We start from the raw sequence: 13,397 nt of genomic DNA, 5'->3' as shown, positions 1-13,397 counted from the left end.
GGCCGGACCCCCACGGTCCGGCCGCCCTTCGTCGCTCCGCAGGACCAGCCGCTCATCCGTCCTGCGGGCGGGGAGGGAAGTGCGCCCCCGAGGGGACACGGAGGCGCACCTCCCGGCTTCAGAGTTCCGCTGCGAGGAACGGCACCTGCACCGTCCGCAGCGTGCCGTCGCCCAGGTGCAGCAGGCCCCGGCCCGGCTGCGGAGCCTGCCCGACGACGCCCCGGGACAGCCGCACGCCGATCACCTCGCCGTCACTCGGTCCCTGGGGGGAGAGCAGCATGCCCGTGCGGTTGCGCTTCACCTGTCCCATCCAGCCGGCCAGGCTCAGCGACAGCGACTCGGCGTTGCCGGCCGCGAGGACACCCCAGCCGGTTCCGGCACCGCCGCGGGCGAGCACCGCGAGGTCGGCGTCGATCTCCGACCCCATGAACAACTCGGCGTCGTCCACGACGATCACACCGTGCTCCTCCGGCACATGGCCCAGCGCCTGCCGGAACTCACCCGCCGGCACCTCGGCGTCGGTGATGACCACGGCCACACCGGGCCGTCCCCGCAACTGCCGCAGCGGCGAGCGCCGCGGTGCCAGCACGATCAGGCCCGTCCCGGCGGCCAGCAGCGATTCGGCCGCGGTCAGCAGGGCGGTGCTGCGGCCGGTGCGCGGCGGCCCGGCGACCACAAAGGTCGGCACGTCCGCCAGGTCGGGGCCGAGCGCGGACAGGGTGTCGCCACCGACGGCCACCAGGGGCCGCATCGGTCCGCCGCCGTGGTGCAGGGCCAGGGCCTCGGCGTACGTGATCCGTTCGGGGAGCACGTCCAGCCGGATCGGCCGCCGCGCCGCGGGGACCGAGGACTCGCGTGCGGTCAGCTCCCGGCCCAGGGCGGCCAGGATCTCGGCCTGCGCGCTGCCGGACAGGTCCGCGCCGAGCACCGCGATCTGCGCCTCGCTCAGATCCTGGGTGCGGATGCCGCGCCCGGGTGCCGGGTCGGACGGCGCGGACTTGGTCGGGACGCCGACACCGGAGTAGTCCTGCCGGTCGTTGAGCCTGAGGACGATCTTGTCCTCCGTGGTGCCGGAGAACCGGCCGCTGCCGAGCACCCGGTCACCGGCCAGGACGACGTGGATGCCGACGCCCGCCCCGTCACGCAGCAGACGCAGCATGCGTTCCATGTAGCTGCCGTTGTCGTACGAGGTGAACTCGCGCTCGAAGACCTCGAACCGGTCGACCAGCAGCACGATGTGGGCGAGCCGTTCCCCGGGCGCCTGGTTGCCGCGCAGCTCGGCCAGGTCGGCCGTGCCCCGAGCGCCCAGGAGGCCCTGGCGCGCGGTGAGTTCGGCGCCGAGCCGGTCCAGCAGGCGGCCCAGGCGCTCGGTCTGGTTCCGGTCGACGACCGCCCCGCAGTGCGGCAGCGCGGCCAGGGCGTTGAGCGCGCCGTTGCCGCAGTCGATGCCGTACAGGTGGACGTCGTCGGCGCCGTGGGCCTGGCCGAGCGCCGCCGCCAGGGTGCGCAGGGTCTGGGAGCGTCCGCTGCGGGGCGAACCGACGATGTGCAGATGGCCGGCCCGGTCGAGGTCGAGGACCAGAGGAGCGCGGGTCTGCTGAGCGGGCAGGTCCACCATGCCGTACTCCACGACCGGCAGTGCTGCCGCCCGCTCGGCGGTGGGCAGCGGCGCGGGCGGCACCGTCCACGGGAGCACGGCGGGCAGCGGCGGCAGCCAGGGGCTCGGCTGGGACGGCACACCGGCGAGCCGGGCCGCCTGCGCGACGGCTGCCGCGAGTACCGCCAGGTCGGTGACCGCCTCGGTCCGTGCCGCGCCCGAGCCGTCCCGCGCCCCACCGGCCGGCCGCGGGCCACCGAGGTTCTGCCAGGTCAACGGTTCCGCCCGGACGTTCACCTCGGTCCCCTCGGAGTCCTGGACGCCGGGCCGGCGGCCGCCGACGCGCCCCGACTGGAAGGGCAGCAGGGCCGACGGGCCCAGCCGGGCGTAGGCGCGGCCGGGGTTGGCCGGGGAGATCTCCCCGGAGTCGGGGGCGTCGATGATGTCGCGGCTCTCGCTGGTGTCCGTGGTGCGCAGTGCGATCCGCAGATTGGTGTTGGCGCGGATGTCCGGGGTGACCGCGCCACCGGGACGCTGGGTGGCCAGCACCAGATGGATGCCGAGCGACCGGCCGCGCTGCGCGATGTTCACCAGTCCCGAGATGAACTCGGGCAGTTCCCGCACCATGGACGCGAACTCGTCGATGACCAGCAGCAGCCGCGGCAGCGGCGGCAGGACGTCGCCGCCGCGGGCGCGCTTGTCGAGGTAGTCCTCGACGTCCTTGGCGCCGGCTCGGGCCAACTGGGTCTCGCGGCGCCGCAGTTCCGCGCCGAGGGAGATGAGCGCCCGCTCCACGAGACGGGTGTCGAGGTCGGTGACCAGGCCGACGGTGTGCGGCAGGTCGGCGCACTCGGCGAAGGCGCTGCCGCCCTTGTAGTCGACGAGCACGAAGGTCATCTCGTCGGGCCGGTTGACCACGGCGAGGGTGGCGACCAGGGTCTGCAACAGCTCGGACTTGCCGGAGCCGGTGGTGCCGGCGACGAGGGCGTGCGGGCCGTCACGGACCAGGTCGACGGCGAACTCACCGTCGTAACCGACACCGAGCAGGGCCCTGGTGCTGCGCCCGCCCAGCGACCAGCCGGCCACCACCGCCTCCGCGGTCGGCGGCTCCACGCGCAGCAGGTCCAGCAGGCGTACGGAGGCGGGCAACGCACCCTCGTCGCTGTCGCCCACACCGCGCAGCGGGGCCAGCGCGCGGGCGAAGTGCTCGAACCAGCCGGACTCCGGCGAGTCACCGCGCACGTCCTCCAGCGCGGCACCGGAGCCGGTACGCACCCTGCACGTCGTGGCGCCCGCCCCGGTGACGACGACGGCGCCGCACTCCTCGGGCAGCAGCCGCTCCTCGCGGTCGATGCAGACGGTGTGGACCCCCACGGACGGGCCGTCCCGCAGCAGCGCGATCACGCCGGGCAGCGAGCGGGCCCGGCGCGCCTGCTCCAGGACGACCAGGACGTCGGGCGGGCCGGCCGCGCCGCCGCGGGTGGCGTCGGGGCCGGCGGCCGTCCGGGAGGCGATGAGCTGGCCGAGTTCCCCGATGCGCCGGGCCAGGGACTCGGCGGTGCTGCCGATGAGGGCGTAGGCGTCCTCACCCTGTGTCTGGGCGTGCGGCAGCCAGCGGGTCCAGGACCAGTCGCGTTCGCCGTCGGGTCCGGCGAGGACGACGACCCGCAGGTCGGTGGGGCTGTGCAGGGCGGCGGCCTGGGCGGTCAGCCAGCCGGCCAGCCGGGTCGCGCCCGGTCCGGCGACGCCGGTGACCCCGGCCTTGCGCAGCGGGACGGCGACGGGCACCTGGTTCAGCGACGGCACGGTGCTGCGCCGGTGCTCGTCCTGCTCGGGGTCGTCGACGCTGATCGAGGACGGCAGGTCGGCGGTGCCGACGCGGACGGACAGGAAGTCGGGGTCCTGCCGGCGGCGTTCCCACAGCCGCTCGGACGGCTGGGCCGCCATCTGGAGCAGGGTGGCCGGGTCGGGCAGCGAGAGGCGCAGCTCGTGCTGCTCCGCCAGCACCGCGGAGTCGATGTCGGCGCGCACCCGGGCCAGGGACCGCTCGTACTCCTCCTTCTTCTCCAGGTACTTGAGCATCGCCTGCTTGCGCCCGCCGAACTGGGTGACCAGGGCGGCGATCGGCGAGAGCAGGGCGATGAAGACGAAGGACCACCGGTGGGTGACGAAGATGGCGACGGCGGCACTGCCGGCCGGCAGCAGCAGGATCGGCAGCAGCGGGACGGGCCGCTTGTCGGGCTTGACCGGTGGGGTGGGCAACCGGAACTTCGCGCCCGCGGCGCGCGGCAGGAACCGCGGCGGCCGGTTGAACTCCAGGCCCAGCCCGTCCTGGGCGGGGGTCAGCGGGGCGCGGGCGGCCGGACCGGAACTCAGCTCCAGCAGGATGTCGCCGACGGCGAGCTGGCTGCCCTCCCGCCAGGGGGTGGGGGCCTGCGCGGGCTTGCCGTCGAGCAACGCCATGTCGGTCATGAGGAGTTCGGCGCCGCCGTCGACACGTATCCGGGTCCGGGCCGCGAGCGCGGGCGCACCCTCGGCGAGCCGGACGCGGCACAGTGGGCCGCTGCCGATGTCGTAGTCGCCGGGGACCAGCCGGAAGACGGTCCCGGCACCGGGTCCGGAGACGAGCCGGACCTCGGTGCGGCCCTCCGGCTCGGGCTCCCGCGGCAGGGGAGCACCGAGCCCGAGGTCCATGCCGTCGCGGACACCGGCGGCCCGGAGGGTGGTGTCCGGGTCGACGGGGGTCGGGCCGACGTAGAGGGACGGCGCCTCGGCGGCAGCCCCCACGTAGCCGACGGCGCGGGCCAGTTCGGCCGCGAACTTGCCGGTGGGCGCGGACGGCTCGGTCTCCACGGCGACGGTGGTCGACACCCCATCGACCTGCGGGTCACGCACGCTGACGGTCAATCGCACTGCTCATCGTCCTTCTCGAATGGAGGTGGGTGCCGCACCGCCCGCCGTGGCGGCGAGCCGGGCCGTCGGGTCAGGAGAGGTTGGAGCCGAGCTGGCTGTCGGTCTGGTCGAATGCCTCACCGACGGCCCTCACGTACTGGCCGATCCCCTGCAAGCCCTGGTTGACCTGCTCGAAGCCCTTGGCGAACTCGTCGAAGAACGGCGAGAACTTCTGCTGGGCGGCCGGCGTGCTGTAGCCGTCGGCGAGCAGGTTGGAAATCTTGCCCTTGACCTCGTTGAGCTTGTCCTGCAACTGGGAGAAGTCGTTGAGGAGGGCCTGCGAGGTCGAGGAGGTGGTGTCCGAGTTGACGCTGTAGTTGGGCATGGGAGCACTCCTTGCTGGTTGTTCGGTGCGGTCCGTCCCTTTCAGGGGCGGAGGACTGGGTGCGCGGACGGCTAGCGGCCGTCGCCGCGCGGGCTCTCGGAGGGGCTCGTCGGCGCCGTGACGAACCCGTCACCGGACGGGGACGGCGAGTCGCCACCGCCGTGCGGCTGCGCGCCGGAGGTGTCGATCGGCGGGAGGGTGGGCCGTCCCGGGGAACCGCCGCCGTCCGCGGGGGTGGGCGAGGGCGGCAGCGGCACGTCGGCGGGGTTCGGCGACGGCGGCCGTGACGCGGTGGGGGAGGGGGGTAGCGGTACGTCCGCGGGGTTCACCGGGGTGGGTGTGGGTGTGGGTGTGGCCGGGTGCGGTGTGGCCGGGTGCGGTGTGGTCGGGGACGGCGGGAGGGGTACGTCCGCCGGGTCCACCGGGGCCGGTTGCTGGGGGCCGGGGGGTGTGTTCGCCGGGTTGGCCGGCGGCCTGGGGCTGCCCTTGAGGGGGATCTTGTCGCTGAGGCCGTCGACCGCGCGGCCGAGCCCCGCCTTGCCGACCGGCCCGACGCCCAGCTTGGGAGCGGAGTTGGCGATCTCGCCGGCCGCGACCTCGTTGGGGTCGCCGCCCTGGGCGACGCCCACGCCGATCTTGGCCCCGAGTCCGGCGCCCTCCTCGACGAAGCCGCCCAACTGGTCGCCGGCCCGCTTGCCCACGGTGTCCCCGGCCGCCGGGTCCGTGGTGTCGCCGAACCGGCCGCCCTTGCCCTCCGCCACCGGAGGGTTCCCGCGGCTCTTTCCCATCCTTCCGATGCCTCCCTTGAAGGCGGTTCCGGCCACCGCTCCGGCCGCGGCCCCGGCGAACACGCCCGCGGCCGTGATCTTGTCGTGGTTGGCCGCCTTGGCGGCGGCCTCAAGACCCGAGTTGGCCAGGAACTTGCCGGTCACGCCCGCGACCACGTTGCCGACGGGGTTGGCGAGGACACCGCCGACGACCTTGCTGACACCGAGCGAGTCGCCGATCCTGGTGATCGAGCCGGTGCCCTTGGCGATGAAACCGGAGTTCTTCACGGCGGCCACGGCGGCCGGCGCGATCGCCTCGGCCGCCCTGCCACCCAGCTTCAGCAGGGAACCGCCCGGGACGATCCCGAGCAGGCCGACCACGAAGTCACCGGCCTTGATACCGCCGGTCTGACTCGCGACGACTTGGTTGAAGAGGAACAATGCCCCCCCGAGGAGCGCGCCGACCACCGGGAAGAACACCGCCACGACGGCGGTCAGAGCCGCCAGCAGGATCTGGACGAACGGGAAGTCCTTGAAGAAGTCGGCGATCTTCTGGAAGATGTTCCGCTCCGGGATCGCCTCCGACGCCGCCCGGTCCAGTACGTCGGCACACTGCCGCTGGGCGCTCTCCCGCATCGTCCGGGCCTGTTCCGCCAGGCTCCTGGCCGCGCTCAGCTCGGACTTGCCGGCGTCGATGGCGTCCTGTGTCCGGCGGGCCTCGGTCTTCTCCTCGTCCGTCGGGTTCGCACCTAGTTCCGTGGGCGCCTGGTTCGCCCGCGGTGCGGCGGCCTGCGCCTGGTCCACCGCCCGGTCGAAGGTGTCCTGGGCCTCACGCAGCCGCGGCATGTAGTCGCTGTACGCCTGGGCCGCGTCGTGGTACGAGGTCATGGTCTTGGTCAGCTTGTCGGGGAGATCGTCGCCGATCTTCTCCTTCAACTGGTCCATCGCCGACCCGCGGCCCTGCGAGATCGTGCCGTCCTTCTTCAGGACGTTCAGCGCCTTCTCCGCGGCGTCACCGACGTCCCGGTAGCGCTGCATCACACCCTGGATGAGGTCGGGGTCGCCGGGCGTCGGGTCCGAGTCCATGCCGACCAGCCGGAAGTCCTCGGGACTGGAATGCCGACGTGCCATGAGGATCCCCCGGTGCGGTGCCTGACAGATGCGGTGTTCGCCAGGTACACGAGGCCGGGCTTCAAGAGGGTTCACACCGCGATCGCTTCGAACGTTTTCGCCGGGCGGTTCCGTGTATCCGGTGCAAGGCGACCCCGGAGGGCATGGGTGGACACGATGAGCGACGGCGCGGACCGCGGGTCCGAGCACAGGACGGCGACCGCCACGGCACGCGGCACGGCACACACACTCCGGCACGCCGTGGCCGCGCTGCTTGCGGCGTGGCTCGTGGTGCTCGGCGCGGGCACCTGCGCGCACGCCGCGCCCGGCGACGGTCTGATCAAGGTGTTCGTGGTCCCGGACCCCGCGCGGACGGGCGGACAGCCCGCCACCCTCCCGTCGATCGCCGCCGACACCCTGGGCGACCCGGCGCGCTCCGGCGAGATCCTCGACCTCAACCGCGGGCTGGCGCAGCAGGACGGCGGGGCACTGACCGGCCCGGACGACCCACTCCACCCCGGCTGGATCCTGCGCCTGCCGCAGGACGCCTCGGGACCCGCGGTCCAACTGGCCCGCGACACCGGGAACCAGGACGGAACCACCCTCCCGCCCGGCACCGGGCAACAGGCACCACCGGGCACCGCTCAGTCCACGATGTTCGCGATTCCGTTGGCCGCGGCCGTCGCGGTGCTCGCGACGATCCTGCTCGCCCTGGTCACCGCCGGCATCGTGGGCAGGCGCAGGGTGCGCGTCGCGTACACCGCCGTACTGCGTGCCGTGCGCGGGCTGGGCGAACCGGTGCGGCGCAGGCGCCGGCTGACGCAGCGACGGACGACGGGCCGCCGGTTCGCCGCCGACACGGAATCGGTCCGACGCGCCTACGGCGTCCTCGGCGAGTTCGTGCCCACCCGCCACCGGCCCGAGCGGCCGGTGCACGCGGTGCGCGTCGACGAGGCGGGCGCCACCGTGTGGCTGACGGCCGCCGACACGGCCGACGCCCCGTGGACGCACCTGGACAGCACGCGCTGGCGACGCCCCACGACAGCCGCCGGCCGGCCGGCCCACGCCGACGACACCGGCCCGGCCGCCCAGACCTCGGTCACCGCGGCCTGCCTCGTCCGCGTGGGCACGGACAGCGACGGCGCGCCCGTGTTCGTGGACCTCAGCCGCCTGGACGGCGTCCTGAGTGTGAGCGGCGATCGGACCGTGGCCCGCGACGTCGTACAGAACCTGCTGGCGGAAGTCGCCCGTACCCGGCCGGACACCGCGGTGACCGTGCTGCGCGGGGCGGACGGCGGCCCACCGCTCACCGTGCCGACGGGCCTGCGGCAGCTTCCCCGGGTGGCGGCCCCCGCTCCGTCGGCGCCCGCCGCGGACCTGGGGACGGTGCGCGCAGGGGCCGCGCGCCGCCCGGTGCGGGGCGTGGTCGTGGTGGCCGGGACGCCGGACGAGCGGGTGGCCGCCGAACTGGCCGCCCTGTGCGGGCCGGGCGGCGCGGGCTGGACCGGGCTGGTCCACGGCGAGGTGAGCGGCGCGCACTGGCGCTGGCACACCGACGCCGACGGCCGCGTCGACATCCCGGTGCTGGACGTCCGGCTCACCGTTCCGGCATGAGTCCCTGGCCGGCCTTCGCGCGCAGGATTCCGAGGGCGTAGTGCCGGCGGGACTTGACGGTGCCGGCAGGTATGCCGAGGATACGGGCCGTCTCCTGCGCCGTCCGGCCGCACACGTAGGTGTGCAGAAGGATCTCCCGGTGGTCGTGGGACAACTGCTGCAGCAGGTCGGCCGCCTCGACCGAGTCCAGCACGGCGTCGGCGTGGTCGGGCAGGGCGACGTCGTGGTACTCGGCGCCGACGGTCTCGTGGCGGGCGGTGGCGCTGCGCCTCTGGTCGACGACGAGATTACGGGTCACCTTGAGGAGCCAGCCCAGTACCGATCCCTCGGTGCTGTAGAGGCGTTCCGCGTGCGGCCAGGCACGGATGAGGGCCTCCTGGACGATGTCCTCCGCCAGGTGGGGATCGTTCAGCAGCTTCTCGGCATAGCTGACCAGTGCTTTCGCGTGGTCGGACATCATGGTGCGCAGCAGTTGCTCGGGGGTCGCGGCCGGTGCGCCGGCCGCGTCAGTGGTCGTGGGCATGGCTTCGTTCCTGAGGGGGCGTCGTGTGCGGCTCACGGCTCCTGGCGGAGCGGAGCGCGCAGAGCGTAGACAGGACCCGCTTCCGGAACGCTGAACGTTTACTGACGCGGGTCCGAACCGGACACGGCGAGGTCCCTACGGGCACGGCGCCATCTCGCACGGGCAATGCGAGGTCTCCCACGTAGGGCGAGCAGTCCCACGCGTACGGTGGGGTCCATCAGTGGGCCGGACGGTGGCCGCACAGTTGCCGGACGGTGGCCGTCCCGGAGCCCTCCCTCGTCGCCTGCTTCCGGCGATCGATGCCGGGCGGTGCGCGGTCCGCGGCGCGCGGCGCGCCCGGCGGACCGCTTCCGGGGCGCCGCGACTTCGTGTCAGGTCGTGTCGAGTGCCTCGGTCGGGGTGAGCCGCGCCGCACGGATCGACGGATACGCGCCGGTCGCCATCCCGATCACCACGGCACCGCCCTCCTGCCTGACGGCGTCACCCAGTCCCGCGGACCGGGTCCCTCTCGCTCACCGGAGGGCGTCGAGCAGCAGGCTCGCGGCCACCGTCGCACCGTCGGTGCGGATCTCCGTGCTCAGAGCCTCGGCCCGCGCCCGGGTCTCGGGTGCCAGGGCCGTCCTGAACGCGACGCCGAGGGACTCGACGGTCGGAGCCGGACCGTCGAGTGCCGCGCCGATGTCCAGGTCCGCCACCCGGCCGGCCCAGTACGGGTTGTCCGCCAGTTGGAGCGGCACCACCACTTGCGGCACGCCCGCCCGCGCGGCCGTCACCGTCGTGCCCGCGCCGCCGTGGTGGACCACGGCGGCCACCCTGCCGAACAGACGCTGGTGGTTGACCTCGCCGATGGTGAAGCAGTCGTCCCGGCCGTCGACCAGGTCCAGGTCCGCCCAGCCGCGGGAGACGAGCGCACGGTGACCTCGTGCGCGGATCGCCTCGATCGCCTTGCGGGCGATGTCCGGCGACGGGCGCATGCTGCCGAAGCCCACATAGACCGGCGGCGTGCCCGCGTCCAGGAACGTCGCCAATTCGGCCGGGAGCGGGCGTTCGTCCGGCAGGGCCCACGCACCCGTCTGTACCACGTCGAGGCCGGGGGTCTTCTGCCACGGTCCCAGGACCGGGTCCGCCGCCAGCCACGGCTGGTCGGTGACGACATGGTCGCGGACGTTGTCCACCGGTGGCAGGCCGATCGCTGCCCGGTGGCCGTTGAGCGTCTCGCCGAACTGCGCGTGCACGTTGCGGGCGTCCAGCTCCCACAGCGTCAGGTTGTCGTTCACCTCCGGCTCCGGCCAGCCCGGCCGCGGTGGCGGCGCGTGGTGCGGCGACGGCAGGTTGACCGCCGAGTAGCTCACGTACACGTAGCGGATGCCCGCGGCCTCGGCCACCGACCGCGCCGCAATCTGCGCCAGACCGGCCGCCACCAGCGCGTCACACCCGTCGGCCGCGGTAGGGAAGATGTCGAACTGTGTGTGGACCATCTCGGTCCGGTACCGGGACAGATCCGCCGCCGACGGCAGACTCGTCCCGCGCATGACCGCCTTCACCGGTGGCCCGACCGGCACCAGTTGTATCCCGAGACCTGCCAGCCGCTCCGCGAACTCCTCGTCCGGCGGGGCGCACATCCGCACCTCCACCCCGAGCGCCCGGAGCCGCACCGCGAGTGCCACCAGCGGTTCGACATCGCCACGTGTCCCGTACGTGGACAACAGCACCCGCATTCCGCGTCCTCTTTCGCTCTGTCTCCTCGTACGCTTCGGCCCGTGGCCGCCCGGGTTTCGAGCGGTCCTCGTCGACGGCGACGCGCCGGCCGCAGCGGGTGTGCGGCAGCAGTGTACGTCGCGTGGTATTGAACGCGGGAGTGGTCACCGAACACCAAGGTGCCGGGGCAACGGGTCAACTCCTCGATTTCGACGTCGACTTCGACCCCCGCGTTCCACCCCCTTGTTCTACCCCCGCGTTCCGGCCCCCGTGTTCCACCCCCGTAGGCAGCGGCGAGCGTCCGCCGGCCCCCTCGTCGACGATCTCGTCGATCAACGCTCCCTCTCGCCTGGAACCGCCCTCGCTGACTACGGTGAGCGCCAGCGCACCTGCCAGGCCAACGTGTGGCGTCCGCCGTGGGCCGCCCGTACCCGGCGTGGCGCGCGAGGTTCCCCACCGTCAACACAACCTGAGAGCCACTCGATGCATAGTGAGAACCACTCAATGCATAGCTCGGCCGTGCCCATCCCCGATGTTTCGATCATCTTGCCCTGCGCCGGATTCGGAACGCGCTTCAGTGCGCCCTACTCGAAGGAACTGCACTGTCTGGCTCCCGGGGTCACTGTGCTGGACCGCAGCCTGGAGGCCGTCGTCGAACTGGCCAAGAGCGGACTCGACGTGCGCGTGGTCGTCGTGTTCGGGACACACAAGCTGGACACGGTGAGGTATCTCGCGCGCTACGCCGAGACCTTTCACATGGCCTTCGTCTACCAGGACGAGTCCTTTGCGTCCGGGCTCGACGGGGCGATCCGGTCCGCCCTGCCGATGACGCACGGGCCGGTGGCCCTCGTTCTGCCTGACATCGTTGTCACCGGCGCGGGGAGTGCCGGCTGTCTTCTCGCCGCGTTCCGGCACCTGGGGGTGGCGGGTTGGAGCGTGGTGGCCGCCGAGGAGCGGGATCCCGACACGCTGCGGCAGATGGGCGCGCTGGCCGTGGTCGAGGGGAGCGGGAGCGGCGTGGCCACGGTCGGGGCGGCCGCCGAAAAGCCGGCGGATCCTTCGGGCTTCGACGCGTTCTGGGGCATGGTGGCGGTCACCCAGGAGGGGGCACACCGGTTACCCGACGTGGTGAGCAAAGAGGCGGACAGCCCCCTGGGCGGCGCGGTCGCCGTCATGGTGGAGCGCATCGTCAACTACAACACCGTCGCGGGCTGACCCGCCAGGCAGCGACGGGTTCGTGTGTGGTGGCCCGCACGGGCCGTGCTGGACGGGCGCGACCGGCTCGTTGCGCGGTCCACCGTTCTCACGGCGGGATCGCCTCGATCGTCTCTCGCAGGTGGCGCAGTACGGCGCCGAGTTCGTCCGGGGCCACGGTGGCCAGTGCCAGCCGGAGCGCATGGGGCCGGTAGGGGCCGGTGGCGAAGGCGTCCGCGGTGGACACGAGGATGCCCTGCCGCGCGAGCACGGCCGCGACGTGATCGGGGCGTTGGTACGGCTCCAGGCCGAGCCACACCGTGTACGACGCCGGGTGTGCGGTGACGTCCAGGCCGGCGAGCGCGGCGCGGGCGATGTCCTGCCGGGCGGCGGCGTCCCTGCGACGGTCCTTCTCCAGGTGTGCCACCGTGCCGTCGCCGAGCCAGCCGGTGGCGAGTGCGGTGACGAGACCGGGAGTTCCCCAGGCCGACGTGCGCAGACTCCGCGTGACCCGCTCCACATCGTGGCCGGGTACCACGGCGAAGCCGAACCGCAGGCCGGGTGCCACGTTCTTCGACAGGCCGGCGACGTAACAGGTGCGTTCGGGTGCCAGGGCCTGGAGCGGAGGAGGCGGCGACGCTTCGAGGAACGCGTAGGTGCCGTCCTCGACGATCAGACAGTCCCGTGCACGGGCCACGGCGACCAGGCGGTCCCGCTGCTCCCGGTCCAGCACCCAGCCGAGCGGGTTGTGCACGGTGGGGATCGTGTAGATCGCGCGGACGGGCCGGGCACGGCACAGCCGGTCGAGCGCGCTCAGGTCGGGACCTGTCCCCGTGGCCGGGATGGGCGCCAGGTCGAGATGGTGCGCCGCGGCGAGGAGCTTGATCCCCGGGTAGCTGAGCGCGTCGACCGCGAGGACGTCGCCGGGCCGGGTGAGCGCGCTCAGCACGGAGTCGAGCGCCTGCTGCGTCCCGCCGGTCAGCAGGACGTTCCGTGGCGCCGTGTCGATGCCCCGCTCCAGCAGGTAGGTGGCCACGACCGCGCGGTCGGGACGGCGTCCGCCCGGCGGGTGCTGGCGCAGCAGCGCCTCGACGTCCCCTGACACCGCGAGTGCGCGCAGGGCCCGTCGCAACAGCACCCCCTGCTCCGGGGCCAGCGGCTGGTTGAACGACAGGTCCGCGACCCGTTCCACCGGTAGTGCGCGCGAGGGTTCGAGCCCGTCGTAGCCGGACCGCTCCCGGACGAAGGTTCCTCGGCCCGGTTCTCCCACGACCAGGCCCATGGCGGCCAGCTCGGCGTAGACCCGGGTGGCCGTGGCCAGCGCGATCCGCCGCTCGTGGGCCAGCGCGCGGTGCGTGGGCAGCCGGGTGCCCGCCGCGAGCGCCCCGGAGCGGATCGCGGCGGCGAACTCGTCGACGACGGGTTTGTAGGAAGGCGGTCGCATGCGGCACCTGCGTCGAGCGTGTCAGGGACGTACATGTCCGGGACAGACGTACGTGTCCAGGACAGAAGACAGAAGACGTACGTGTCCGGGACAGAACATGTATCCAGGACAATAGCTGGATTGTACTGGAATCCGGCTCCTAGCCTCGGTGCGTCCATACCCAGGCGGGACGG

At 73.3% G+C, this 13,397-nt stretch carries 8 protein-coding genes; 2 read left to right on the top strand and 6 right to left on the bottom strand.

Going from position 1 to position 13,397, the window contains the following annotated elements:
* Nucleotides 1-118: 118 nt before the first annotated feature.
* From ACFC09_RS00975 to ACFC09_RS00965, 3 genes are all read right to left on the bottom strand, one after another.
* Nucleotides 119-4,504, bottom strand: coding sequence for an FtsK/SpoIIIE domain-containing protein (locus ACFC09_RS00975; protein WP_376522816.1), 4,386 nt, complete (start codon nt 4,502-4,504; stop codon nt 119-121).
* A 76-nt stretch (nt 4,505-4,580) separates the two neighbouring features.
* The gene (locus ACFC09_RS00970; protein ID WP_376522441.1) at nt 4,581-4,874 is read right to left on the bottom strand and encodes a WXG100 family type VII secretion target; all 294 of its coding nucleotides are present in this window, start codon (nt 4,872-4,874) and stop codon (nt 4,581-4,583) included.
* Between the two features lie 71 nt (nt 4,875-4,945).
* A complete protein-coding gene (locus ACFC09_RS00965; protein ID WP_376522439.1) occupies nt 4,946-6,772 on the bottom strand; it encodes a putative T7SS-secreted protein in 1,827 nt (608 codons plus the stop codon).
* Nucleotides 6,773-6,919: 147 nt separating this feature from the next.
* Between ACFC09_RS00965 and ACFC09_RS00960 the strand changes: the two genes are divergently transcribed.
* Nucleotides 6,920-8,365: a hypothetical protein gene (locus ACFC09_RS00960; RefSeq protein ID WP_376522438.1), complete on the top strand. Its 1,446-nt coding sequence runs from the start codon at nt 6,920-6,922 to the stop codon at nt 8,363-8,365.
* On the opposite strand, the gene ACFC09_RS00955 is transcribed toward ACFC09_RS00960, so the two are convergent.
* Both ACFC09_RS00955 and ACFC09_RS00950 read right to left on the bottom strand, forming a co-directional pair.
* Nucleotides 8,349-8,888: a sigma-70 family RNA polymerase sigma factor gene (locus tag ACFC09_RS00955; RefSeq protein WP_376522436.1), complete on the bottom strand. Its 540-nt coding sequence runs from the start codon at nt 8,886-8,888 to the stop codon at nt 8,349-8,351. The two genes, ACFC09_RS00960 and ACFC09_RS00955, sit on opposite strands and share 17 nt — an antisense overlap.
* 512 nt (nt 8,889-9,400) lie before the next feature.
* Nucleotides 9,401-10,606, bottom strand: a complete 1,206-nt coding sequence (locus ACFC09_RS00950) for a glycosyltransferase (RefSeq protein WP_376522434.1) — start codon at nt 10,604-10,606, stop codon at nt 9,401-9,403.
* Between the two features lie 499 nt (nt 10,607-11,105).
* Here ACFC09_RS00950 and ACFC09_RS00945 point away from each other — a divergent pair, with 499 nt between their 5' ends.
* On the top strand, nt 11,106-11,801 hold the full coding sequence (locus ACFC09_RS00945; protein ID WP_376522433.1) for a hypothetical protein: 696 nt from the start codon (nt 11,106-11,108) through the stop codon (nt 11,799-11,801).
* 88 nt (nt 11,802-11,889) lie between these two features.
* Here ACFC09_RS00945 and ACFC09_RS00940 read toward each other — a convergent pair whose 3' ends face one another.
* Complete coding sequence (locus ACFC09_RS00940) at nt 11,890-13,224, bottom strand: PLP-dependent aminotransferase family protein (protein WP_376522431.1); 1,335 nt, start codon at nt 13,222-13,224, stop codon at nt 11,890-11,892.
* Nucleotides 13,225-13,397 lie beyond the last annotated feature (173 nt).

It is taken from the genome of Streptomyces sp. NPDC056161 (genome assembly GCF_042268025.1).
Taxonomy (GTDB): domain Bacteria; phylum Actinomycetota; class Actinomycetes; order Streptomycetales; family Streptomycetaceae; genus Streptomyces.
Note: the sequence above shows the minus strand (reverse complement) of the source record. Positions and strands in the feature narration are given on the sequence as shown.

What these genes read in the sequence shown, in the direction of transcription:
- ACFC09_RS00970 (WP_376522441.1), bottom strand. Translation starts at nt 4,874, where the DNA reads ATGCCCAACTACAGCGTCAACTCGGACACCACCTCCTCGACCTCGCAG.
- ACFC09_RS00965 (WP_376522439.1), bottom strand. Translation starts at nt 6,772, where the DNA reads ATGGCACGTCGGCATTCCAGTCCCGAGGACTTCCGGCTGGTCGGCATG.
- ACFC09_RS00955 (WP_376522436.1), bottom strand. Translation starts at nt 8,888, where the DNA reads ATGCCCACGACCACTGACGCGGCCGGCGCACCGGCCGCGACCCCCGAG.
- ACFC09_RS00950 (WP_376522434.1), bottom strand. Translation starts at nt 10,606, where the DNA reads ATGCGGGTGCTGTTGTCCACGTACGGGACACGTGGCGATGTCGAACCG.
- ACFC09_RS00940 (WP_376522431.1), bottom strand. Translation starts at nt 13,224, where the DNA reads ATGCGACCGCCTTCCTACAAACCCGTCGTCGACGAGTTCGCCGCCGCG.